This is a genomic window from Idiomarina loihiensis L2TR, from assembly GCF_000008465.1.
In the GTDB taxonomy this organism is placed as follows: Bacteria; Pseudomonadota; Gammaproteobacteria; order Enterobacterales; family Alteromonadaceae; genus Idiomarina; species Idiomarina loihiensis.
The window spans coordinates 1,929,877-1,954,143 of the sequence record NC_006512.1; the positions used below are offsets into that span (position 1 = coordinate 1,929,877).

Here is a 24,267-nt window from a genome sequence, read left to right on the forward strand (position 1 = left end):
GTTTATGGCGGCCAAAACACCGATAATATGCGGTCTTTGTTAAACACAGTATCCGGAAAGGTAAATGACCGATTACTTACTGCTACTGATAGGCACCGTGCTGGTTAATAACTTTGTACTGGTGAAGTTTCTGGGTTTATGCCCCTTTATGGGCGTTTCCGGCAAGCTGGACACGGCAATAGGCATGTCAGCAGCGACCACCTTTGTGCTGACCCTGGCCTCGGTCTGTAGCTACCTGGTTAACCAATACCTACTTGAGCCGCTCGACTTAATGTCGCTGCAAACGCTCAGTTTTATTCTGGTTATTGCTGTGGTCGTACAATTTACAGAAATGGTGGTACACAAAACCAGTCCTACGCTGTATCGGTTACTGGGTATTTTCCTGCCACTTATTACCACCAACTGTGCTGTATTAGGTGTGGCTTTGCTTAACGTCAACGAGCAACACAACTTTGTGCAGTCCATTGTTTATGGCTTGGGAGCCGCTATTGGTTTCTCGCTGGTACTTATTTTGTTCTCAGCTCTGCGTGAGCGCTTAGCTGCCGCCGACGTGCCGGTAGCGTTTAAAGGTTCAGCTATTGCGATGATAACCGCAGGGCTTATGTCTCTTGCCTTTATGGGCTTTAGCGGATTGGTGAGCGCTTAATGAGTTTATTCGGAGCAGTTATCGCGCTGGGTATATTAGCGCTGATATTCGGAGTGATTCTTGGCTTTGCCGCGGTTAAGTTCCGCGTCGAAAGCGATCCTATTGTCGACCAAATTGATGAAATTCTGCCACAAACACAATGTGGTCAATGCGGTTACCCCGGTTGCCGACCCTACGCACAAGCCATTGCCGACGGTGACGACATTAACAAATGTCCGCCGGGTGGCGAAGCGACCATAAAGCAGTTAGCCGATTTAATGGGCGTAGAAGCCAAGCCGCTGGATGATGCCCATGGCGAAGAAGACGTTAAAAAAGTCGCTGTTATCCGCGAGGACGAATGCATTGGTTGTACTAAATGTATTCAAGCCTGTCCGGTCGATGCCATTTTAGGTGCAGCGAAACAAATGCACACGGTTATCGAACATGAATGCACCGGCTGCGACCTTTGTGTTGAACCTTGTCCGGTCGACTGTATCGACATGGTAAAAGTAAAAGCAAGACCCGAAACCTGGCAATGGGATTTGGATACAGTGAAAGAGAACATAAAAGCCAATAGCATTCCGGTTAAGGTGGTGGAATGAGCGACGTGCAGGCAAACAAACATGACTTTAGCGCCAATGTGATAGGCCACTTCCCGGGCGGCGTTCATCCTCCTGAACGCAAGCACCCGGCCAGCAGCCAGCCCATTCGTAAACTTAAGTTACCGCAAGAGCTGATTTTGCCGGTGCGCCAGCACATTGGGCCTTCCGGTAAGGTTTTGGTTAAGGTCGGCGAGCGCGTCGATAAAGGCCAGCGTTTAACTGAAGCAGGGTTAAGTCAAGGATTACCCTTGCACGCTCCAACTTCTGGCACCATTGCCGCCATTGAAGAGCGCCCTACAGCACATGCATCGGGCTTGCCGGAACAGGCTATTGTCATTCACCCGGACGGCGAAAACCGCTGGGGAAATAAGCACGCACTGCCCGATTATCATGACGTTGAAATTTCACGCTTACTGGAACTGATTCAGGAAGCTGGTATTGCTGGTTTAGGTGGTGCAGGTTTTCCTACCGCTCAAAAGCTGGCACAACAAAAGCCTCTGAGACACCTTATTATAAACGGGGTTGAGTGCGAACCTTACATTGCCGCAGACGATCGCTTAATGCAGGAACACGCCGATGACATTATTGCCGGCATTCGTATTTTACAGTACATCACCCGTTGCGACTCGGTTCTGCTAGCTATTGAAGATAATAAGCCTGAGGCCATAAAGGCCATGGCAGAAGCCATTGACGACAACCCGCAAATACAGCTTAAGGTAGTGCCCACCAAATACCCTTCGGGTGGGGAAAAACAACTGATTGAACTGCTTACCGGGCATCAGGTACCGAGTGGCAAGTTGCCGATGGATATCGGTTTATTGATGCAAAACGTCGGCACAGCTTATGCCGTTAAACGGGCAATTATCCATGGTGAACCATTATTAGAGCGCGTGGTTACCCTGACCGGCGAGTCTCTGCAACAACGGGGCAACGTGTGGGCCTTATTAGGAACGCCAATTCAACACTTGCTGGATGAGTCAGGTTTTACCCCGGAGAAAAAGCAACGCATTATTATGGGCGGGCCAATGATGGGCTTTACCCTGCCTATTACGGAAGTGCCGGTCATAAAAACCACTAACTGTGTTCTGGCACCTACTGAGAAGGAACTTCCTTCTCCCGGACCTGAACTGGCCTGTATTCGATGCGGCGCCTGTGCCGATGCCTGCCCGGCAACATTACAGCCGCAGCAGTTGCAATGGTTGGCCAAAGCCAAAGACTACGAGTCACTGGAAAAACACAACTTGTTCGACTGCATTGAATGCGGTGCCTGCGCTTATGTCTGCCCCAGCGAAATTCCACTGGTGCATTACTACCGTAAGGCCAAAGCCGAAGTGCGTAATATTGCCCGGGAAAAAGCTAAGGCGGAACAAGCCCGTAAGCGTTTCGAAGCAAGACAGGAACGGCTGGAGCGTGAAAAAGAAGAACGCTTAGAGCGTCACAGAAAAGCCGCCGAAGAGCGCAAGAAAATGCAGCAGGAAATGCAACAAGAAGCGCAGCAGAAAAACAGCGACGAACCGGGAAGTAAAGCGGAAGAAAGCACTGAGAAACCAGCCGGTAAATCAGCTGCGGTTGCAGCCGCTATTGCCCGTGCTAAAGCTAAAAAGGCCGCTCAGGCTGCTAAAGAAAGCCCGGAAGAAAGCAACTCAGCCAAAGGAAGTGAGTCATGAGTTTCAGAATTGCATCGTCACCCCATGGGCATAACCAGCGCAACACCAGCGAGATGATGCGCTGGGTTTGTTATGCACTGGTTCCCGGCGTACTGTTGCACAGCTACTTTTTTGGTTCCGGTATCTGGTTTCAAATTCTTCTGGCCGTGGTTACTGCAATTGCCGCCGAAATGGCCTGCACCGTAGCCCGGGAGCGTCCGGCATTTTCAGCCTTGCGCGACAATACTGCCATAGTTACCGCCGTTTTACTGGCAATTAGCATTCCGTCATTAGCGCCCTGGTGGATCATCGTTATAGGGACGTTATTCGCCATTGTCGTGGTCAAACATGTTTATGGTGGCATGGGGCAAAACTTATTTAACCCGGCCATGGCTGGTTATGTGCTTCTGCTGGTGTCATTCCCGGTACAAATGACCAACTGGTTACCGGTTTCAGCTATTAGTGAGCATTCGCTTAACTTATGGCAAACGTTGCACACCATATTGTTTGAATACACGCCAGCAGGCTACAGCGTTGAGCAGCTCCGTTCCGGTATCGATGGCGTCACCATGGCAACCCCTCTCGACAGTATAAAAACCGGACTGACTCAGGGTTATACACTAACTGAAATTTATCAGCGCCCAGAATTCAGTTACTTTGCCGGTGCCGGCTGGCAGTGGATAAACCTGGGCTTTTTCGTCGGTGGGTTACTCTTAATTCAGCAACGTATTATCAGCTGGCACATTCCACTCGGCTTTCTTGGTGGTCTTTGTATACCCGCATTTATCGCGCATATTTTCGCCCCGGACCTGATGCCCGGACCTATCGTTCACGCCTTAAGCGGAGCAACAATGTTAGGTGCCTTCTTTATTGCCACTGATCCGGTATCTGCGGCTACCTCTAATCGTGGACGGGTTATATTTGGCTTGCTTATTGGCTTCTTAATTTTTGTTATTCGCAGCTGGGGCGGCTACCCGGATGCAGTCGCCTTTGCTGTGTTGCTTGCCAATATGTGTGTACCGCTTATAGACCGTTACACGCGGCCTGTTGTATACGGACACGGAGACTGAAATGACGCTGAACAGTATGCAAAAAAACGGTTTATTGTTGGCGGCATTCGCAGTTGTTGCCACGTCTCTGGTTATTGGTGTGCAGGTGCTGACCGAAGACAAAATTGCCATGCAGCAGCAACAGCAGGTATTGCGCACCTTGAACCAGCTGATACCACCGACCATGCACGACAACGACTTGTATCAGTCCTGTCGTTTACTGGAGAATCCGGCATTAGGCAGCAGCAAGCCGCAACCCTTGTACCGCGCCTGGGTTAACGAAGAGCCAACTGCGCTGGCAGCAGAAGTTATTGCACCCGACGGCTACTCCGGCGCTATTCGTTTATTAGTGGCCATTAAACCCGGCGGGGAAGTCCTGGGCGTGAGAACTCTGCGCCATCAGGAAACCCCCGGTTTAGGCGACAAAATTGAAGTTGAAAAAAGCGACTGGATAAAAAGCTTTGCTGAGAAGCAAGTTCGCGGCGCAGACGATGACCGCTGGGCGGTGCAACGCGACGGCGGCATGTTTGATCAGTTTACCGGCGCCACCATTACGCCTCGCGCCGTGGTTTCGGCAGTAAAACGTGCGACTTTAGAACTTCAGCAACAAGCTGACGTTCTATTTAATGCCGACTTACCTCACTGTCAGGAGGTTCAGGAATGAATGAATACAAACACTTAACCAAGCAAGGCTTATGGGACAATAACCCAGCATTAGTTCAGCTATTAGGCTTATGCCCTTTATTAGCAGTTACCGCTTCGGTGACCAATGCGCTGGGTCTTGGGCTGGCCACCTTGTTTGTTCTGGTTGGCTCTAACATTACCGTGTCTCTGGTACGCGAATTTGTGCCATCGGAAATTCGTATTCCGGTCTTTGTTATGGTTATCGCCACTTTTGTCACCATTATTCAGTTGTTGATGAATGCGTATGTCTTTCAGCTTTACCAGTCACTGGGTATTTTCATTCCGCTCATTGTGACCAACTGTGCCATTATTGGCCGCGCCGAAGCTTACGCTTCGAAAAACCCATGGCAACGGGCCGCCTTCGATGGGTTGGCAATGGGCGCAGGCTTTGCCTTAGTACTGGTTGTGCTGGGCGCAATGCGCGAAATTATCGGTAACGGCACGCTGTTTAATGGCGCAGAACTCTTGTTAGGTGACTGGGCTGCACAATTGCGAATTGAGCTATTCACGGTGAATTACCCATTATTGCTGGCGATACTGCCACCCGGAGCCTTTATTGGTATGGGTTTTATTATTGCGTTGAAAAATAAAATTGATGCAGTACGCAGCGCCCGCGCTGAAAAGAAAACCGTTACCCGTGCACGGGTTACTGCCTGAAAAATATAACAACAAATGACTTATTATGAATAAAACCAAGCGTTACGAAATTTTAAGCCGACTACGGGACAACAACCCCAACCCAACCACAGAACTGGAATATGACTCACCTTTTCAGTTACTGATTGCGGTCTTGTTATCCGCTCAGGCTACCGACGTTGGTGTTAATAAAGCCACTCGTAAGCTCTTTCCCGCAGCACCTACCGCAGAAACAATGCTAGCTCTGGGTGTGGATGGCATAAAAGAATACATAAAAACCATCGGCCTGTTTAATTCCAAAGCCGAAAACGCTTACAAAACCTGCAAAATTCTGGTTCAAGAATATGGCGGCGAAGTACCGGAAGACAGAGCTGCACTGGAAGCCCTGCCTGGTGTTGGTCGTAAAACCGCAAACGTGGTGTTAAATACCGCCTTCGGCTGGCCGACTATTGCCGTAGACACGCACATATTCCGCGTGTCTAACCGCACCAAACTGGCACCGGGAAAAAACGTCAAAGAAGTAGAAGAAAAACTGATAAAAGTGGTACCGGCTGAGTTTAAGGTCGATGTGCACCACTGGTTAATTTTGCACGGCCGTTACACCTGCATAGCCCGCAAGCCACGTTGTGGTTCCTGCGTTATTGAAGACTTGTGCGAGTTTAAAGAAAAAACCAGCGATTGAGCTTATTACAGCTCAATCGACGACGGTTTTGTCAGTTGCACAATAACGCGGCGGTTAATCTGACGGTTTATCTCATTGTCATTGGATTTAACCGGACGATCTTCACCGTGAGCAACGGTTTTAATCCGCTCGGCGTCTATACCACGCTCAACAAAAAACTGCTGAATTTCTTTCGCGCGCTGTTCGGTTAATTCCTGGTTCGGCCCACGCGCACCAAGCGAGTCAGTATAGGCATCCACCAGAACCAGTTCCAGCTCATTATCCACCTGAAGATAATCGCTAATCTGTTTAAGCTTTCGCTGCGAGGACAAAGTCAGCTTTTCGCTGTCGGCTTCATGGTTAAGCACCGTGTACGCAATATCATCAAAGCTGAAAGGCAATAACGCATTTACGCAGCTCATAAAGTCATCATAAGTACGACGAAAATTCACCGACGACAAAGACACTGCCACCTGATCACGGTTGTTGTACCAGTCATCATAGAAAAACGTGGGATACCGCCCTTTCTCCAGCTCGCTTAACAAAGTCCATGCCAGTTGTTTTTGCAGCTCACCATCAAACTGCTTATACAGTTGCATATTACCAATGCGGTAACTGGACTCACCGGGCTGCCAGCGCGGCGGCACCGACTCAATAGCAGACACACCATAGCTGTCCGGTAACTTCTGCATCTCCATTTTCATGCGCAAATTGAGCTCTTTGCTGGCTTCACTTTGAAACCGCACCTTACCGTAACGAGGAATTTCATGTTCCATCTCACAGGCTAAGCGGTTCTTTTCACTGATCTGCCAGGCGGAGTTATCCAGGTTTGCACTGTAGTGCCTGACTGAGTTTGCTTGTGCCTGCCCGCTTAATAGCAGCAGCGAGGCTGAAACAGCAGTCAACATCGGCCAATTTTTCATAAGCGCCCCTGATTTATTTCTGATACGTCTGTTATCGGCAAGCATTGCGGTTGCTTTAGTATTTCTGCAAGCAGAACTCCGTTATCTTTGGCATAATGGCGTTATGTTTTATTCACTACGGAAATTCTATGTCAGACAGCTCTAACTCGCTTATGAAACAACGTTTTCGCGGCTACATGCCGGTAGTCGTCGATGTCGAAACAGCGGGGTTTAACGCAAAAACCGATGCGTTACTGGAAATAGCTGCAGTCTTGCTGGATTTCGATGACGACGGAATACTCAAGCCGGTCGACTCGGTTCATTACCACGTAAAACCTTTCGAAGGTGCCAACATTGAACAGGCAGCTATCGACTTTAACGGCATTGATCCGCACTGCCCCTTGCGCGGCGCCGTAGAGGAAGGTGAAGCGCTGCGTGAGCTTTTCAAGCCTATACGAAAAGCGCAGAAAGCTGCAGGTTGTCAGCGGAGTGTTTTAGTGGGACATAACTCAAACTTTGATCACGGCTTTATGATGGCCGCCGCTGAGCGTGCCAATTTAAAACGTAACCCGTTTCATCCTTTTGTCAGTTTTGACACCACGTCGCTTGCGGCAATGACCTTAGGGCAAACTGTACTGATTAAAGCATGCCAGGCAGCCGGTATTGAGTTTGACAGCAAACAAGCACACTCAGCCTTGTATGACACCGAACGCACCGCAGAGCTCTATTGCTGGATGATTAACCGCTGGAAGGAATTGGGTGGCTGGCCGCCGGAATCGCGTCAGGATAAAAGTTAACTTTACATACGAAATTCAGACATAAAAAAGCCGCTCAAACGAGCGGCTTTCTCAATTCAGTAAACGCTTACAGTTTGTCAGCGTTTTTAGACAAGTAAGAAGCAACGCCTTCTGCGTTTTCTTTCATGCCTTCTTTACCTTCTTCCCAGCCTGCTGGGCAAACTTCACCGTGCTTCTCGTGGAAGTTCAGTGCGTCAACCATACGCAGCATCTCGTCGATGTTACGGCCTAATGGCAAGTCGTTAACTACCTGGTGACGAACCATGCCTTCTTCATCAATTAAGAATGAACCACGGAACGCAACGCCAGCTTGTGGGTGTTCAACGTCGTACGCTTTACAAATGCTGTGACGAACGTCAGCAACCAACGGGTATTTCACCTGACCAATACCACCAGCGTCGGTTGACGTATTACGCCATGCGCTGTGAGTAAACTGAGAGTCAATTGATACACCGATGACTTCTACGCCACGTTTTTTGAATTCGTCTAAACGTTTGTCAAAAGCAATTAGCTCTGAAGGACATACGAAAGTGAAGTCCAACGGATAGAAGAAAACCACTGCTTTTTTGCCTTTGATGGCATCAGACAGTTTGAAATCTTCAACAATTTCACCTGAACCTAATACTGCTGCTGCAGTAAAATCAGGTGCCTTACGACCTACTAATACAGACATCGATTCTCTCCATTTAATGTTGAGTGTGTTAAATCTTCACCTGTAGTGATGGGGATGCCTCAACGAAAAAACAAGGTCACTCACGACATTCACTACAGACTGTCTACTATTTGCTTAAATTCTATTCAGCTGAAGGCTACTTATTCCGCTGAAGGCTCTTTATTCAGCCGAAGGCTCCGGATGACGCTCTGCAACTTCAGAAACCAATTCTTGCAGTTCGCCGTTCTGGAACATTTCCATAATAATATCACAACCGCCAACCAGTTCACCCTCAACCCAAAGCTGCGGGAAAGTCGGCCAGTTTGCGTATTTAGGCAATTCTGCACGGATATCCGGGTTTTGCAGGATATCGACGTAAGCAAACGCCTGCCCACAGCCCATTAAGGCTTGTGATGCTTGTGAAGAGAAACCACAGCTAGGCAACTTCGGAGAGCCTTTCATGTACAACAGGATTGGGTTTTCTTCGATTTGCTGCTTAATTCTGTCAACCGTTTCCATAACACCTCTGCTTAATATAATGGTTGATTAAAACACTCAGGTATTTTAACACAGCCTATAAAGTTTTGTCCTAAATTGGAAGATTTCCTTGAAAAGCAATCCAGTCAGCCCTATATATCGTAAGGTATAACAAGAAAAAACCTGCGCAAGTTAATGTGCAGGTCGAACATTTGCACTCATAAAGAACGGAGAGAAAAAATTATGGCATTTGAACTACCGGCTCTTCCATACGAGAAAAACGCTCTGGCACCGCACATTTCAGAAGAAACTCTGGAATACCATTATGGTAAGCATCACGCAACTTACGTGAGCAAACTGAACGATGCGGTTAAAGGTACCGACCTTGAAAGCAAGTCTCTGGAAGACATTATTAAGTCTGAAAAAGGCGGCCTGTTCAACAACGCTGCACAAGTATGGAACCACACTTTCTACTGGAACTGCCTAAGCCCGAACGGCGGCGGCGAACCAACAGGCGCGATTGCTGACGCAATTAACGCTAAATTCGGTTCTTTCGACAAATTTAAAGAAGAGTTCAACGCAAGCGCTGCCGGCAACTTCGGTTCTGGCTGGACATGGCTGGTGAAAAAATCTGACGGTTCTGTCGATTTGTTCAACACAGACGACGCAGATACCCCAGTTGCGCACGATGGCGTAGAGCCACTGTTAACTGTTGATGTGTGGGAACACGCTTACTACATCGACTACCGTAACTCTCGTCCTAACTACTTAGAAGCTTTCTGGAAGCTGGTAAACTGGGACTTCGTAAACAAGAACTTTGCTTAAAGCAGACTTGTGAATGATTAAAAAAGGCGCCGTTTGGCGTAATGCTTGTCAGTTAAGCTAACTGGCTGTCGGTTTAGAAGGCGGTCGCATCGGATAACGTTGCGGCCGCCTTTTTATTGAACGAGGGTAATATCGCTCTCGTCTTTCGGGCAGCACGAATGCGCTGGCCATTTCCATCATTTGCTCCATGACTTTGGGTATTTTTCCGGGTGAGATGTGTACCAGTATATGTAACTGCCCCACCAGATAATGAGAGGCTTGTTTGAAACTTATTTGATTCGGCTCAATATGCTTCAGGCTATAGGCCATTTGCGCCATCATATACCGCAATAAGTTATAAGCGACCAGCATGCCCCACAACTCCTGCTCAACCAGGTCAGGCCGTTTGCTGCGCAGGGTCAGCTCACTCTTCAGCATATATTGTTTCATTTCACGGTAAGCCTGCTCGATTTCCCAGCGATGAGCATATAAGTCAACGATATCGGCTTCAGGATAACGCATCGTGTCTGTCATTGAGGTTAATATCGCAACCTCTTTTTTAGCTATTTTCTTACACACTAAACGCGCCTGAACAGTGTCCGGTGCATTATCCCACTTCTTCTTAGCTTGTGGTGAGAGCCTAATTTCTACCAATTTGTCCGTGTCGCTAAAAGACTTCTTGACAGAGTATTGTGCGCCTTTTCTGAGGGGAATAAGCCAATGGCGCTCCTCACCGGCACGATGCCATTGATCCAGTAAACCCAGCGCATAAAACCCTTTATCGAACAGCGTCAGTGAGTGGTCCGGCGTCTGTTCAATCAGCCGGGCTGCCAGGTCTACTTCACTAACCTCTGCAATACTGCCGAACTCCGTCGAGGTGACTAAATGGCTGCTTACTTCCATTTGATTCACCATCCGAATTTGAGGATAGTCGGATTCAGCCCGCTGGTTAGCCGTTCGCCCATAGGAAGCATCATTCTCCGGTGTGTCCGGTGTACGCCAGACGGTGCCGTCGACAGCCAGAACCGATAGATTATTCCAGTGAGAAAGCGGTAGTTTATCGAACCACAGCTCATTAGTGAGCTCAAACATACGCTTCATAACATTAGCCCCCAAACGCTGACGAGCCTGAACTACGGCACTCGGCGCAACGTAAGGTCTTTTGCCGGGCAACATTAAATCAAGGTGTGAAACGAGCTGACGCATCGGCATTTCCCGAAATAATGCCATTCCTACGACCGCCCAGACCATAAAGTCCATTGGCAAACGGCGTTTGCGTACCGTTGTAACGCCCGCGTCTTCAAGGCATTGTTCGATTAACTCAGGCTCCAGCAGATCCGGTAGTTTACTAAAATCATCCGGCGTAAACTCCTGCAGTTGGTCCAGTGCTTGACTCAGAAACATAAAAAATCCGTAGTTAGAAAACCTAACTACGGATTTTGAAGTCTCTGCCGGATCGGTCAACCGATCGCTAAAATTTTTCTTAACTGATCGGCATTAGCCGTTTGGCGCCTTTTTTGTTACTAAAATATATTATCCAACTGCTCACGATAACGGTCAAACGCTTCAAACTGCGGCATATGACCAAGGCCTTTCAGCTCATACAAATGACCATCAGGAATTTGCTCAACCACTATTTCGCCTAGTTGGTCGTAGCGGCCCAGCTGATAATCAACGCCTTCTTTTTTCCAGCCACGCCCGGGGCCTGTGGTGTCACGGGTTCCCAGAATTAAATGCGTTGGTACCGTTAATTGGTCAAACTCGTTAGACACATTGCCGGTAAAAATCATGTCGTACGTCAACGCGTTATTCCAAGCTACCAGATCCCAGTCGCCGCCGTTTATCCACCCTTCGTGAATTTTAATTAACGCTTCGTAATCCTCTGACCATTTACCGTCATAGTAATTTTTCTTCTGGTAGGCCCGGACTTTATCAATGGTTTTGCCCTGCTCGTTCTCATAAAAGAAGGCCGGATCTTTGTATTGCACATAACGCAGATAGTCTTCCAGGCCTACCGGGTTAACCAACACCAGTTTCTCGACATTGTCGGCATGGTTCAGGGCATAGCGGGTAGCCAGCATGCCGCCCATAGAATGACCCATCACAACAAGCTCATCTATTCCCAGCGACTCCACTAACCCTTTAGTGTTATCTGCCAGAGCTTCAAAAGAAAACTGATAATGCTCCGGTTTGGAGGACTTACCAAAACCGATTTGGTCCGGCATAAGTACCCCGTAGCCTTTTTCGTGAAGATAGTTAGCGGTCTTTTCCCAATAATCGGCGGCAAAATTCTTGCCATGCAGCAGCAATACAGTCGGCTGGCCATCTTCTGCGGGTAAGTGCATGTAAGCCATTTCCAGCTTCTGCCGTTGGCTGTCGAATTCAAAGTTATGGACTTCAAAAGGGTAAGAATAACTACTCAAACGAGCATCGTATTTCGGAGCATGGTCGTCAGCAGAAGCCTGCGCTGTCAGCCCAAATAGAAAAGCGGTAAACACGGTATAAATCCAGGTACGCATGTGCAAGTCCTTAGTTTGATTTTTAATCGTTACTATCTCGGTCAGCATTTAGACACGATAGTTCCATTTTGGAAAAGATACAAAGCTAACCGCAGACATCATTTAACCCACACAATCTCTTTTTTAGTCACTAGCTCTAGGACAGTTATGGCAGGTTGATTCATACTCCTTCCTGAATTTATCAGCAAAAGGAATCTCAAGTGTGTCCTCAAGCTCATTGTTAACCACCTGAAATTCGAGAAGTTCATCACGAGACAGCCAATGAATAGAATTATGGGAGGCAGATTTAATCGAAAACCAGTAAAAATCATCCGCCCCAAGCATTTCATCGGTATAAATTCGGTGCAAATCATGAGCCGTGTCATGACGCGGAAAGTCCGTTGCTGGCTTACAATGAGATGCTTCAGCACTGTCGGAACACTGAGCCCACGAATGCACACCAACATGCGCCCCCTGGCCAACAGAGCGTTTCACTCCGGCCAAAAACAAGCTAACTCCCCCTGATGCCGCCACGCCATTGGAAATCAAATGCGTGTGAAGCCCTTTTTGGCGTATATACCGACCCAGTCTAAGCGTATCCCGATCATTGACAGAGCCGCCGTTAGCAGTGAACACAATTCGCTGAACGCCAGGGTGGGCTTCCAATGTTGATATCACCTTATCAGCCGTATTACCGTCGAAGGTGCCGAGTAAATATAAGTTCGTATCAACCACAGCAACTGTTGTCTCACTATCTACCTCATTTTTTTCAGCTGTACGACTCGGTAATGCATCAATAGAAGTCAAAATCTCACGTGTGATTTTTTCGCGTTTCGCAAGATCAGCCATCCGGTTCGGTGTGTCGATGTTCAATGCGAAAAACACCGAACCTTCAGGCCATTCGACCCAGCCTACCCACCAGCCAAATCGACCTTCCCAACCGGTTTTTGCTCGCAAAATCCAGTTCCGCTCAGCTTCAACAATCATCAGATCTTTTATTAGCCGCTGATGTTCTACCGCAAAAGGCAGTTCGTTACGGTAAAGCCTTTGCAAAAAGGCAATCTGTTCATTGGCAGAAATAGCCAACTGACCATCCAGCCAATAATTACGGACATCGTCAGACGGGTCTGCATTTCCATAATCAATGCGCTTTAAGTAGCTTTTCGCTTTTTCGGCTCCAATATCCTCCGCAAACTGCTGATAAACCCAAACAGTTGAGTTACGTATAGCCGAGCGCAGATTCTGGTCACTATTATGTCCGGCAAAACTGCGTTCCACTCCATCCCACTTAAACACCTCGAACTCGTCCTGAACGACGCCAGCATCAAGGGCAAAAAGTGTGTGTGGGATCTTAAATGTTGAGGCTGGCGAAAACCGTTTTGCAGCTCTTTCTTTATCAAACACCAGAGTCGTCTGCTCGCTATCACGTCCATCGACTACGACAATGGTGCCCTCAGCCTCATATTTTTCGAATACGCTTCCCCAATCAGAGCGCTCCTGAGTCTCCGCACAAACGGGAACGGCAAAGCTCAATATAAAAAGCACGAGTAAGCTAATTTTCATGTTGTCTCCAAAAGGTCTGGCGCTGCGTTTTTATTCTATGGCTTAATTAAAGGGCATCTGTGGAACTTGTGCTATAACAGTCCTTGGGTTCCACAACTATTTACTACACCATAGCCAGTAAGAGTACCGCAATAAAATTTACGTTACACGAAAGTGACGCTGGCCGCTGAGGCGGCTACACTGTGCATTATTACTCGCTTTAACGGAGGCTCTATTATGCACGGCAGCTCACTTGGTCAATTCGGCAACTATCTGCGAGAAAAATGGGCCTCTCCGCGTCGCATTCGGTTCTGGCTGTTGGTACTGGTTATTCTCTACACCTTGCTGGGCTTTTTTGCCCTACCCTGGGTAATCCAATACGTTGCGGTGAATACGGCTAAAGAAGATTTTGGTCGCGAGTTGCGCATAGAGTCGGTGCACACTAACCCGTATACACTAACGCTTAGAATGAACGGCGTTACGCTAAATGACAAAGATGACCGGCAGTTACTTGGCTGGGGTAATCTGCTTGTCAACCTGGAATGGTCGAGCATTATTGACCAAACCTGGACTTTCGAAGCAATTCGCATAGACAAGCTAATGATTCAGGAAGAACGCTTTGTCTCAGGTGAAACGCGCTTCTCCCGTCTTGCCGCCGAAAGCTCTGGCCCAGAAGCTGGGAAAGAAAAAGCAGAGAAAGAAGAGTCTGCGGAAATGCCTGCCTTACGCATCAGAGACTTTAAGTTGGAAAACGGCATTCTGCGTTTTGCTGACAATCTAAAAGACGTAACAGCAGCTGACGACGCCGAACCCAAACAAGTGTCTCTGGCTCTGCAGAACATAGGCCTTTCCGTAAAGGATTTCACCCTGCAAAATGACGCGAGCTTCCCGCTACGCCTGAATGGTCAGCTTACAAAGGGCGGTAAACTCGCCTTCGACGGAACTTTTCAATTATTGCCGAGCCCAGCTCTGGAAGGAAATGCCGAAATTAATGAGTTGGCGTTTAAGCAGGCAGCCCCTTACCTCCAGCAATTTATGAACGTGCAGCTCGAAAACGGAACCCTGACCCTGAATGGACAAATGAGTACCAATGCACAACAACCTTTTGCTTTTAAAGGCTCTGCCAGCATCAACACGCTGAATATCAAAGAAGCCTCTAACGACGAGACTCTCCTTGGATGGGATAGCCTTCAAACCGGACAGTTTGATTTGAACATAGCAAGCAAAGAAATTGAAACAGCGCCCATTGTCGTTAAAGGCTTGTCTGCCCGGGTGGTCATTAACCAGGACAAAACCACTAACTTCGGACAACTTGTCGTTGATACGCCAGCCGACACAAAAGGCGATACAAATAAAAGCGAGGAAACCCAACCGTTCGGTATCACTATAGAAGGTGTTGAGCTGTCTGACGGAGACGTTCAGTTTGCCGATAAATCTCTGCCGCTGCCCTTCTCTACAAGTATTCATACGCTAAGCGGAGAAGTGTCTACTTTGAGTTCAGATTCGTCTGAGCCCGCACGGGTGAAGTTTGAAGGCGAGGTTGCAGAATATGGCCTGGCACAGGTAAACGGCACCGTTCACGCCTGGCATCCAACGCGCCAGACGACTATTAATGTCAGATTCCGTAACCTTCAGATCCCGGAATACTCTCCCTATACCGTGAACTTCGCTGGCCGAAAAATAGCAGACGGCACGATGGATCTTGATCTCGACTACACCGTTAATGAGGAGAAGCTAGACGGACAAAATAACTTGGTGCTACATGACCTGAAACTCGGCGAAAAAATGGAATCCAGCGACGCGATGGATCTACCGCTGGACCTCGCCATTGCATTGCTGCAGGACAGCGACGGTGTCATTGACCTAAATCTTCCCGTGAGTGGAGATGTTGGCAACCCGCAGTTCGACTTTGGCAAAGTTATCCAACAGGCTGTGGGAGACGCTATTAAGTCTGTCGTTACCGCACCTTTCAGCTTTTTAGCTAACCTTGTGGGCGCGGACTCAGAAGAAATGGGTAAAGTCGAGTTTCCGGAAGGTCGTACCCATTTGCTCCCACCCCAGCGTGAACGCATTGCTAAGCTTCGCGAAGCACTCAACAAGCGGCCAGCTCTGGCTTTGGAGCTAGCTGGTCCATTCAACCAGGCTTTCGATGCTCCTGCTCTGAAAGAAGATAAAGCGATGAAAGTTTTACAACAACGTCTGGCGGAAGAAGGAAGCGAGGTAGAGGAACCCAGCCTGACCAGCGAGTCGAGTCAGGACGCTATGGAGGCAATATTTTCCTCTCATTACCCGGACACAGAACTCGAAGCCCTGAAAGACCGCTTCACTGAAAAACCAAGTGAAGCATCCAATGAAGAGAAATTCGATGCGCTGGCCTATCGCAACCACTTAGCTGAAAAGGTAATAGCCGCGCAATCGATTACAAATGAGGAACTCAAAGCCATTGCAAATGCACGTGCAGAGACTGTACGCGACGCTTTGGTCAACAATTCGGAGAGCGGTATATCTGCTGACCGGGTGCGTATTAGAGAGCCTCAGGAAGTCGATTCAGTAGAAGGCGAACGGATTGCCATGGAACTTGCTGTTACAACGGATTAATCCGCCCACGCTGTTGGAGCACAGCAATATTCGTCAGCAAGGACGCTGTCGGTAGAACTGACATAACAACCGGTAAACCTCGGGCATGTGCTCTTTCATGTTCTGTGGGTCTTCAAAAAAGGTTTCGCTGCATACCGCGAAAAATTCAGCAGGGCTGGTTAACGAATAGCCATCAAGCGGTAACGGCCTATGATGGATAGAATCGCTCTGCAACCTTTCCCAGGCCGCCGAAAAAATATCGTGCCATTCGCCGGGCTTCATATCCGGATGCATAGGCGGCGCGCCGTTGGCACCATCGCGCAACATATCGAGTTTATGGGCAAACTCATGAATAACAACATTACTGGCTTTTCCGTGACGAGCATGAGGCCCTGTTTGACATACCGACTGCCAGGATAGAATCAAAGGACCGCGCAGCCATGCTTCACCGCTTAACCCCGGGCTTTGAGGGTGAACAACGCCGTCGTCGCTCCGATACGGACGATTAGGAACAAAGTCCCCTTCGTAAAGAATAATGGTGTATAAATGATCGTACCAATCTAATCCAAGGTGCAAAATGGGCACACAAGCCATGGTTGCTATTTTTAGGCACATCGCATCGGTGAACTGAAAATCCCCGCCTGACGCAAAGTTTTTACGAACCAGAAAACGAAGCGCCATATCTCGCAGAGCATCGCGCTCCGCGCCTTGATAGCGCGCCATTACCGGCCAGTCAGCTACCGCTGACTCCCACTCACTTATCGTGAAACCCATTTTTCTAATGCGTCTGTTCTCAAACCAATTACGTAATCGTTTAAACATGGCATTCTCGGCGTTGAACAAAAACGCAATAGTGAAATTGATTAACTACTTGGCTTCGCATGGGTTTGCACTCCTTTCCCTGAAAACACCCAGCCGCTTAAACCATCCTGGTTAATCTGAATGGCCATAAAGTCTTTGCCGTATCGTATACGTTTAACGTCATGGTCAGTTCCGGCCGGAACATCGAATACAACGCTGCACCCCGGTTTATTGGAGTAACCACATTCCCAATTGCTGTAAGCCGATACAGCTTCCGTAATTTTTACTTTATTGCCACGATCACTAGCAATATCAGCAGCCCATAGACCCAATATCACCAGGCAAATAGCGATTATTATTCCAATACTCAGTTTCATTGCCAACCCAGCTCTTTATATGTTTTTTTATCCTGCTCCGGGAAGCCACTTATGTATTCTCCCCAGCCCATATACTCGTAATATTTGGTCATAGCTTCAAAGTAAGATGAAGCTTCGCAGGTCCAGGCAAGCTTCGCTCCAGGCCCTAACAAGCCACGGGCACTGTCACCTCGAGGGCCGGAAAGACAAAACGTCTGTGAGTTTTCACCTTCAGTCCATAGTTCGTGTTTCATAACCCGTTCTTCAACTCAGCAACAAACTCATCGAGAGATCTACCCATATCGAAAACACCAAAGTCAAAATCAACGTAGTAGACAGTACCAACAGAATTTGTAAAAAGCACGTTATCGCCTAAGGTGACGGCAAAAGGGCTGAGTTCCATGCCATTCAGGTAGGGTTTGTAAGCATTAACTATCTGCTCTTTATCTTTCTGGGGAATCTGTTCAATAATTTCCAGATTTCTATCCGGTATTTTCTCGGCAAGCTCCCGATACAAAGACACATCAATAAACTTTCCTACAATATCTGTGTTGTGAGCAGGGGGCGTCAACGGTATGTCCTCTGTATTGCATAGAGTCAAAGGGGACTATCTTACCTGTTGAAATTAAAAAATTACCAGCACCTTTACTTCACTTGACGACTCTTTACATCAACAATTCAAAGGTTAGATGCTGAACTTATCGAAAGTACTTAGCCGAGGTGTATTCGGGGAGCAAAGCGCTGAGGTTAGTCCTCAGCACTATTTTCAGACTCTTCTGACTTAGCCGCCTGTTCCAGTATTTTCTCGCGGAAGTTTTCCAGGCCTTTCATTACTAAATCGTAGGTTTTGTCGACACCACTTTCGACTTCGCCTTCGTATGCTTGTAAGCCTGTAAGAATATTTTTGGCGTCATCAAAGCCTTTTTCGATACCGCCAGTAATAGCTTCCATGAAATTATTCAGAGTTTCTTCTTCCGATTCGCCCGGGTTCATTTCCTTGTAGCGGCCATAAAAATTGGTCGCAAAAGAAACAATGCGATCAGCCGTGGCCTCAGGAGAAGTATCAACGCCGGAGTCGTAAATTTTCTGCGTGGCGTTTTTGCCCATTACTGGTTCCAGCTCGGCGTTAATGCCTTCCAGCGCCGTTTTGTACAGTAAGCTGAGCGAGTCATTATTACTGTTCAGCGATACCCGTTCATGAGCGCGCAAAATGCCAGCATTATTTGCCTGCTTAGACTGCGCTGCCATCTCTTTCATGCTGTTGCGGTTGTCGTCGGTTTTTGCCGGACTGTTCTGTTTACCAGAACCCGTTACGGAGGTGCTATTACCTGTAGTAATTGACATAATATTGCTCCTGAAAAGTTCGGCTATAGCTTGATTTTAGTATAGCCCGTAACTTGTTAACGGCAGCTTCCGGTTAAAATTTAACCTTTTTTATTTGTTTTTATCAGGAGAGTTCGAGCACAGCATTAAGATGTATATTCCATAATGAGCTCAGGGTGCCCCGTATGCTCATCAACTTTTTCGTCCGTTGAAATAAATCCATGCTTTTCATAAAAACTTATGCTCGGGGAATTACCTTTGTAAACCGCAAGTTGCAAGCTCTCTCGCCTGCTCTTAGCGTCATTAAGTAAGAGCGTTCCGATTCCTTTGCCCTGAGCACCTGGAGTTACAAAAATTGCAGCCAAAGTGTGTTCATAAAGACTATAGAAACCGTATATTTCCCCTTCAAATTCGAATACAAAGGTCTCCGATGCAGGAATGTACATCTCACGCATGTCGCTAACCTTTGACTCCCAAAATTCCGCTTCTATAAAACTATGAGCTTTTATTGATGCAGAGAGCCATATTTCCAAAACCCGCTCAAGATCTGCTTCCTGATACTCCCGAATCACCCTACTTTCCCTCACTATTTGTAACCCAACTGCCACACTTATTTTGCGTGCATTGAACTGTTAAGTTCAATTTCCATCGGCTGATAAATCAGCCCCTTAGACTCTCCTGTAGCACCTTTGCACTCAAAACCATAGCTCTCATAAGCGGGTACGGAAGACAGAGAAGCGCTAACCGTTACAATATCGGTTCTCGCGTGTTCCAACGCAGCTGCCAGCAATTTTTTACCCACACCTTTCTTCTGGTAGTCAGAACTAACGAATAACATTGCTACGTGACGCCCTTGTTTGAGCTCTATCACGCCCACAGTTTTACCGTCGCTTTCAGCAACAAGCATCAAATTATCGCCCTTCATTCGCTCACCGAACGAATGACTTGCGGCAATTGTTGAGAAGGTTGATACGCCTTCATCAGATAAGCTATCAGCTACAGATTGAAGAAACGAGGCTAAGCAGATGGCGCTTACAGCTTCAAGATCCTTCTCTTCCATTTTCCTGATAATCACCGAAACCTCCCGAAATTTAATACTACTGCGAGTGTCACCAACTCAAGCTCCAAGTAATGGTCGTTGCTTCAAGCTATGGTATTTCAGCGCCATCTGGAGGCAATGACTTAATGGTCCGCTCGCAGGATACGCACTTAAGGGGATAACAATAGCTCTTTTTCCTTCGTACTGGAATTCATCCGGGTAGACCTCTTTAAAGGTTTCGACCAAGACTGTCTGACAATGAAAGTAAACCCTAATGACATCGGGATCTTTTGGCTTCCAGTCCATTCGGATTGTACTACCGCCTTTCACAAGATAGCTAGGCTCGCCCCACTTGAGAGTCTCTTCAACAGCGCCCAAAGCATTTTCTTCGGCTACTGAAAAAATTAGGCTGCGAACATTTTCAAGCTGCCTTTGTGCCTCTACCGGGTAGGAAGTAAATTTGGCTTGTATGTCCGCGCAAGCGTTTGATTCATCTATTTCTGACATTGCGCGCCTCTATTCGTGAAGTCAGTGCTTAGCTCAGTTGTTCATTGGCGAGTTCATCGTCCAATTCTTTCGTAAAAGCCCAGTGGTCACCGGTATCAAATGCGACGACCCAGGCTCCCTGTGCGGCGCTATCTTGTAGAGAGCTGTTACGAGTACCAAAACAACAATTACGGTTATAAAGGCTGTCATAATTTCCATATTCAGTTTGTTCCTTTGTCCGGCCTTATCTGTTCCGCTGTTTTGGTTTGTCAGCATTTAAATTAACGATATCTTGTGATGAGCTCATTAATTTTTCTTCTGACAGGCGCTACAGTGTTAGATTGATTAGCTAAAATAACCACGATAAATCCTTTATCTAAATATATGTCTAAACGCGCATCCACGCCTAAGTATGCGCCACCATGACCAACAATTCGATTATTCGGCTCGCCGCTAACAGAGAAACCATAACCATACCAAAACGCGGAGTTGTAGTCGGTTTTTTCACTGTATGCTTCTTCAGTAAGCTCCTTGCTAAGTAGCTTATACTCAGTCAATGCTATAGCGAATTTATGTAAGTCCCCCACGGTAGAAAAACCACCGCCCGCTGGGCTGCCCTTAATTGCTCTGGTGTAAATGCTGTTAACCCAGTCATCACTGTAGCTTCGTTTCAAGTAGCCAGTAGCTAAGTTTTGATTTGATGAATCCAACTCGAAGCTACCTGTATTTATCATCCCAGCTTTGTTGTAAATGTTTTCTTGTACGTAGTCATAATAGGACGTACCCGTTACGCTTTCGATAACAAGCCCAAGCATTAGCATTCCTGAGTTACTATATCTATTCTGTGTACCCGGCGAAAATAGCAATGGAGAGCTGGATACAAGTGGTTTATAGGCAGTTAGATCCCGGTAAGCTTCCTTGTTGCTTTTATTAAATTCGTCGTTAAAAAAGTTTCCAAAGCCTGAAGTATGCGTTAAGAGGTGACGAACCGTTATTGCTTCGACTTCTCCTTGTGGCAACCAACTGGTGTCTACGAAATCTATCAGTTTGTCTTCAAATTTAAGCTTGCCTTGTTCAATAAGTTGTAACGCCGCAACTGCTGTAAACATCTTGTTCATTGAACCCAAAGAAAATTTTGTCTCTACTTCATTTTTCACGCGCCACGGTCTATTCGCATAGCCAACAGCTTCCTGAAATAAGACATCTTTTCCTTCGGCAACTAAAACAACACCTGAAAAAGCTTCGTTTCGGGCTAACTTATCAATAAAGTTAGTGAGTTTCTGTTTTAGTTCTTGTGCAGTAATGGTTGTTAACTTTTGAGAATCAGATGTAACGTCTTCAAAGGTGAAATAATTGATCTTAAACGGAGATTTTCTTTCTCTATTTATCATTAAATTGTATTCAAGGTCATTGTTGCTTGAAATTACACGAACGCGCTCATTACCATTTTCCGCGGAAAGGTGCTTCTGCACCTCAAGTTGCCCAAAGGTATTTTGCTGATTTAGTAAAACGCCAACATGTGCATCAATCCCATACCTTTCAATCTGACTATTTGACATGTTTTTCTGTAAGTATTTAATAACCTCTGTTCGTGAGCCTTCGTTAAAAACTCCCACAAAGGATTTAGCAAACTTTTCATCGGCAAATGCTAATTTGGAAAAATAGACAGGTATTAATAATAGAAGTATGTATTTAGTTCGCATTTATTTGTCCTAACGTATTAGAATGTTGGACTTAATTTGTTCAGAAAACTCGCTTAAGTCGATGAAGAAATTGATATTTTTTTGCGATTTTTTTGTGATTGACGAAAACTAAGGACTGTAAATGTCAGATTTTTCAATAGAAAGCTTAGGTAAGACACCTTTCTTTCTTGACGAGTTTTTAGTCGACGCTCAGCGCAATACCCTATCGGTTAACGACTCAGTACAAACCGTTGAACCAAAAGTTATGCAGGTGTTGTTAGTTCTCGCTGCGAATAATGGCAATGTGGTTAGTCAGGAAGCCTTGTATGCTGAAGTCTGGCCAAACTCAGTTTTTAGTCCGGGCTCAATCAGAAGAGTCATTACGATTCTGCGTAAAGTATTGAGTAAAGACAACCAGGAATTAATAAAGACCTTTCCTAAAAAGGGCTATAGCCTCAATGCAAAAATTAGATTAGAAAACCATACCAAAACAAGCTTCAAGAAAAGAGCTTGTTGGGCGTTATCAATTATTCCTATCATCGTTTTGTTGTTTGCTTTTACCGTCACCACCGAGACAGACTCAACTTTTACTGTCCACGAGGCAACTCCTATTACCTCGACCGAGGCACTTGAGTTCAATGCCAAGATCTCACCTGATGGCGCAATGGTAGCTTTTTTACGAATAGCTGAAACTGGAGAGGGAAACAGAGCTCTCTGGGTAAAAGACATAGCAACAGACGAAGAACAACTCATAGTTGATGGCAATGTATTGGAGTTTGACTGGTCGACAGAAGCTGATGCCCTGGCGTTTACAATCTTTTCCAATAAAAGTGAGCAAATTCAGACTGTCAATTTGAATACTTTAAATATCTACAATTCAATCGCCTCTTTTGTGAATGAAAAGAGAATTAGTTCTATGCATTGGGGCCGCGACAACAATATTTACACTTTAACCAAAGAGAATGGTCTGGTCAGCTTGATGGCCATTAACCTTAACTCTGGCAAGAAATCAAAGATAAAAGATTTTGATGAGACATTCGTGCCGTATGAGATTAATTTTCACAAAGTACAAAACAAGCTTGCGCTCGCCGGTTTTGACCAGGATGGCGTAAGTAAGATTTTTTCATTGTCGTTAAGTAGCGACGTAGAAGCATTGTCAGAAATTATTGCCTTAAATAAAAATAGATACTTTTTAGCCTGGCACCCAAATGGGGAGGCAATGGTAATAAGTGATGGTCGTTTACTTAGTAAGGTTTGGATGGATGGTAGCTCGTCCAGAATTAACTACGACAGCTATGACTTCGTTCAGCATCCACAGTTTACGCCAAGTGGCGACCAGATACTTTTTAGTCTGGCTAAGATTGATACTGACATTGAACAAATGTCATTAACTAGTAACGACCAAGTCACGAAGTTAGTTAATTCAAATACTGTCGACAGGGAGCCCTCGCTGTCGCCTGATAAGTCGAAATTGGCCTTTATTTCCCAGCGAAAAGGCTTTCCTCAAGTATATGTTTTAGATTTAAACACCCAGGAAATTCAGCTAGTTTATGAGAATAAAGAACGCTTACTGGGTGTCTCCAGACCCGTCTGGAATGCCAATAACAACCGTTTAGGTTTTTCAAACTATGACTTCCCTATTATTATTTCTGCCGAAAACGATAAGTACTCAGTGAAACAACTAACAGCTCCCCATGGAGTCTTAGTCGATTTCTATCCGAACAACGAAAAAGTCTTAACCTTAGCTCGTAAATCGAATCAGTTGTCGACCATAGACTTAGCTACTGAAAAAACGCTAAATCAACGTACGCTTAATGCAAGTAACGCTATAGTCGACGCCGATGGCCAAGTCTGTTTTGTTCAAGCCAATAAATTACAATGTTTTCAAAATGACACTGAATTCGAGGTGTTAGATCTTCAAGGACACGTTTTAAGTTGGGTTAAAATTGGCACCGAGCTACTGTTCACGCTTCAAGCTGACGAAGGAAACTCTCTCGTGGTTGTAGATTTAAAGTCTAAGTCTATTAAGGCGGAGTACGGAATACCGGGATTTGTCACTAAAGTGACAGCGATAAAAGACGGTAAAATTATTTATGAATCTCAAAACAAACAAAAAGATATTGTACTGCTAAAAAGCTGATGGTCGGGAACGTGAAAGCTAGCAAAACTAGGCCGTGAACTTGGCAATATCTTATGTAGATTAACAAAACAACAATACCCATCTTCACTTACAACCCTAAAGGCCTGTTCAATTGTGTTTACCTGACTTTCCCGCTCGTAGCTATGCTAATTTGAATCACTCGACATTATCTTGGAGATCAACCCTGACAGACTCAGTAACGTGACTCGGATCGAACTTGACCGTAGATATTGAAGAATAGATTTTGCTCGATCTCACTACTCTCTCCTCCTCGAAGCGATCGCCACA

Annotated in this window: 25 protein-coding genes and 1 pseudogene; 11 read left to right on the plus strand and 15 right to left on the minus strand. The window is 46.4% G+C overall.

What is annotated here, in order from left to right; translation table 11 throughout:
- Window positions 1-64: 64 nt before the first annotated feature.
- From rsxA to nth, 7 genes are read left to right on the plus strand one after another with little or no spacing between them, the layout of a single operon-like run.
- The gene (rsxA, locus tag IL_RS09215) at window positions 65-646 is read left to right on the plus strand and encodes an electron transport complex subunit RsxA (RefSeq protein ID WP_011235027.1); all 582 of its coding nucleotides are present in this window, start codon (window positions 65-67) and stop codon (window positions 644-646) included.
- Window positions 646-1,227, plus strand: coding sequence for an electron transport complex subunit RsxB (gene rsxB, locus IL_RS09220; protein ID WP_011235028.1), 582 nt, complete (start codon window positions 646-648; stop codon window positions 1,225-1,227). The genes rsxA and rsxB overlap by 1 nt, the downstream gene beginning before the upstream one ends.
- A complete protein-coding gene (rsxC, locus tag IL_RS09225; RefSeq protein WP_011235029.1) occupies window positions 1,224-2,894 on the plus strand; it encodes an electron transport complex subunit RsxC in 1,671 nt (556 codons plus the stop codon). Before rsxB ends, rsxC begins: the two co-directional genes overlap by 4 nt.
- Window positions 2,891-3,943 carry an electron transport complex subunit RsxD gene (rsxD, locus tag IL_RS09230; protein ID WP_011235030.1) on the plus strand — a complete coding sequence of 351 codons (1,053 nt, stop codon included), beginning with the start codon at window positions 2,891-2,893 and terminating at the stop codon, window positions 3,941-3,943. Before rsxC ends, rsxD begins: the two co-directional genes overlap by 4 nt.
- A 1-nt stretch (window position 3,944) precedes the next feature.
- Complete coding sequence (rsxG, locus tag IL_RS09235; protein ID WP_011235031.1) at window positions 3,945-4,586, plus strand: electron transport complex subunit RsxG; 642 nt, start codon at window positions 3,945-3,947, stop codon at window positions 4,584-4,586.
- Window positions 4,583-5,263: an electron transport complex subunit E gene (locus tag IL_RS09240; RefSeq protein WP_011235032.1), complete on the plus strand. Its 681-nt coding sequence runs from the start codon at window positions 4,583-4,585 to the stop codon at window positions 5,261-5,263. Before rsxG ends, IL_RS09240 begins: the two co-directional genes overlap by 4 nt.
- Before the next feature lie 25 nt (window positions 5,264-5,288).
- Window positions 5,289-5,924 carry an endonuclease III gene (gene nth / locus IL_RS09245; protein ID WP_011235033.1) on the plus strand — a complete coding sequence of 212 codons (636 nt, stop codon included), beginning with the start codon at window positions 5,289-5,291 and terminating at the stop codon, window positions 5,922-5,924.
- A gap of 5 nt (window positions 5,925-5,929) precedes the next feature.
- On the opposite strand, the gene IL_RS09250 is transcribed toward nth, so the two are convergent.
- Complete coding sequence (locus IL_RS09250) at window positions 5,930-6,826, minus strand: OmpA family protein (protein ID WP_011235034.1); 897 nt, start codon at window positions 6,824-6,826, stop codon at window positions 5,930-5,932.
- 128 nt (window positions 6,827-6,954) lie between these two features.
- Here IL_RS09250 and rnt point away from each other — a divergent pair, with 128 nt between their 5' ends.
- On the plus strand, window positions 6,955-7,602 hold the full coding sequence (gene rnt / locus IL_RS09255) for a ribonuclease T (RefSeq protein WP_011235035.1): 648 nt from the start codon (window positions 6,955-6,957) through the stop codon (window positions 7,600-7,602).
- 67 nt (window positions 7,603-7,669) lie between these two features.
- On the opposite strand, the gene IL_RS09260 is transcribed toward rnt, so the two are convergent.
- Both IL_RS09260 and IL_RS09265 read right to left on the minus strand, forming a co-directional pair.
- Window positions 7,670-8,275 (minus strand): peroxiredoxin, encoded by a 606-nt coding sequence (locus IL_RS09260; protein ID WP_011235036.1) that lies wholly within the window; start codon window positions 8,273-8,275, stop codon window positions 7,670-7,672.
- Window positions 8,276-8,434: 159 nt separating this feature from the next.
- Complete coding sequence (locus IL_RS09265; RefSeq protein WP_011235037.1) at window positions 8,435-8,773, minus strand: Grx4 family monothiol glutaredoxin; 339 nt, start codon at window positions 8,771-8,773, stop codon at window positions 8,435-8,437.
- A gap of 201 nt (window positions 8,774-8,974) precedes the next feature.
- Between IL_RS09265 and IL_RS09270 the strand changes: the two genes are divergently transcribed.
- Entirely contained in the window at window positions 8,975-9,556 is a 582-nt protein-coding gene (locus IL_RS09270; protein WP_011235038.1) for a superoxide dismutase, read from the plus strand.
- Window positions 9,557-9,613: 57 nt separating this feature from the next.
- Here the strand turns inward: IL_RS09270 and IL_RS09275 are convergent, their stop codons facing one another.
- From IL_RS09275 to blaOXA, 3 genes and pseudogenes are all read right to left on the minus strand, one after another.
- Window positions 9,614-10,939 carry an IS4-like element ISIlo1 family transposase gene (locus tag IL_RS09275; protein ID WP_011234327.1) on the minus strand — a complete coding sequence of 442 codons (1,326 nt, stop codon included), beginning with the start codon at window positions 10,937-10,939 and terminating at the stop codon, window positions 9,614-9,616.
- 119 nt (window positions 10,940-11,058) lie between these two features.
- Window positions 11,059-12,054: an alpha/beta fold hydrolase gene (locus IL_RS09280; protein ID WP_011235039.1), complete on the minus strand. Its 996-nt coding sequence runs from the start codon at window positions 12,052-12,054 to the stop codon at window positions 11,059-11,061.
- A 738-nt stretch (window positions 12,055-12,792) separates the two neighbouring features.
- Window positions 12,793-13,596: pseudogene (blaOXA, locus tag IL_RS13800) on the minus strand (class D beta-lactamase); the annotation flags it as partial.
- Window positions 13,597-13,812: 216 nt separating this feature from the next.
- Here blaOXA and IL_RS09290 point away from each other — a divergent pair.
- A complete protein-coding gene (locus IL_RS09290; RefSeq protein WP_011235041.1) occupies window positions 13,813-16,173 on the plus strand; it encodes a DUF748 domain-containing protein in 2,361 nt (786 codons plus the stop codon).
- A gap of 33 nt (window positions 16,174-16,206) precedes the next feature.
- On the opposite strand, the gene IL_RS09295 is transcribed toward IL_RS09290, so the two are convergent.
- From IL_RS09295 to IL_RS09340, 9 genes are all read right to left on the minus strand, one after another.
- Window positions 16,207-16,974: a zinc-dependent peptidase gene (locus tag IL_RS09295; protein WP_041291760.1), complete on the minus strand. Its 768-nt coding sequence runs from the start codon at window positions 16,972-16,974 to the stop codon at window positions 16,207-16,209.
- Window positions 16,975-17,015: 41 nt separating this feature from the next.
- Window positions 17,016-17,330: a hypothetical protein gene (locus IL_RS09300; RefSeq protein WP_011235043.1), complete on the minus strand. Its 315-nt coding sequence runs from the start codon at window positions 17,328-17,330 to the stop codon at window positions 17,016-17,018.
- Window positions 17,327-17,563 carry a hypothetical protein gene (locus IL_RS09305; protein ID WP_011235044.1) on the minus strand — a complete coding sequence of 79 codons (237 nt, stop codon included), beginning with the start codon at window positions 17,561-17,563 and terminating at the stop codon, window positions 17,327-17,329. The genes IL_RS09300 and IL_RS09305 overlap by 4 nt, the downstream gene beginning before the upstream one ends.
- Complete coding sequence (locus IL_RS09310) at window positions 17,560-17,880, minus strand: hypothetical protein (RefSeq protein WP_011235045.1); 321 nt, start codon at window positions 17,878-17,880, stop codon at window positions 17,560-17,562. Before IL_RS09310 ends, IL_RS09305 begins: the two co-directional genes overlap by 4 nt.
- Window positions 17,881-18,056: 176 nt before the next feature.
- Window positions 18,057-18,653 (minus strand): DUF5610 domain-containing protein, encoded by a 597-nt coding sequence (locus IL_RS09315; RefSeq protein ID WP_011235046.1) that lies wholly within the window; start codon window positions 18,651-18,653, stop codon window positions 18,057-18,059.
- 125 nt (window positions 18,654-18,778) lie between these two features.
- Window positions 18,779-19,204 (minus strand): N-acetyltransferase, encoded by a 426-nt coding sequence (locus IL_RS09320; RefSeq protein WP_011235047.1) that lies wholly within the window; start codon window positions 19,202-19,204, stop codon window positions 18,779-18,781.
- A 38-nt stretch (window positions 19,205-19,242) separates the two neighbouring features.
- Entirely contained in the window at window positions 19,243-19,707 is a 465-nt protein-coding gene (locus IL_RS09325) for a GNAT family N-acetyltransferase (RefSeq protein ID WP_231378584.1), read from the minus strand.
- A 42-nt stretch (window positions 19,708-19,749) separates the two neighbouring features.
- A complete protein-coding gene (locus IL_RS09330) occupies window positions 19,750-20,178 on the minus strand; it encodes a DUF1801 domain-containing protein (protein WP_011235049.1) in 429 nt (142 codons plus the stop codon).
- Between the two features lie 260 nt (window positions 20,179-20,438).
- Window positions 20,439-21,860 (minus strand): serine hydrolase domain-containing protein, encoded by a 1,422-nt coding sequence (locus IL_RS09340; protein WP_011235050.1) that lies wholly within the window; start codon window positions 21,858-21,860, stop codon window positions 20,439-20,441.
- A 121-nt stretch (window positions 21,861-21,981) separates the two neighbouring features.
- On the opposite strand from IL_RS09340, the gene IL_RS09345 reads away from it, so the two are divergent.
- Window positions 21,982-23,979: a winged helix-turn-helix domain-containing protein gene (locus IL_RS09345; RefSeq protein ID WP_011235051.1), complete on the plus strand. Its 1,998-nt coding sequence runs from the start codon at window positions 21,982-21,984 to the stop codon at window positions 23,977-23,979.
- The last annotated feature ends 288 nt before the right edge of the window (window positions 23,980-24,267 follow it).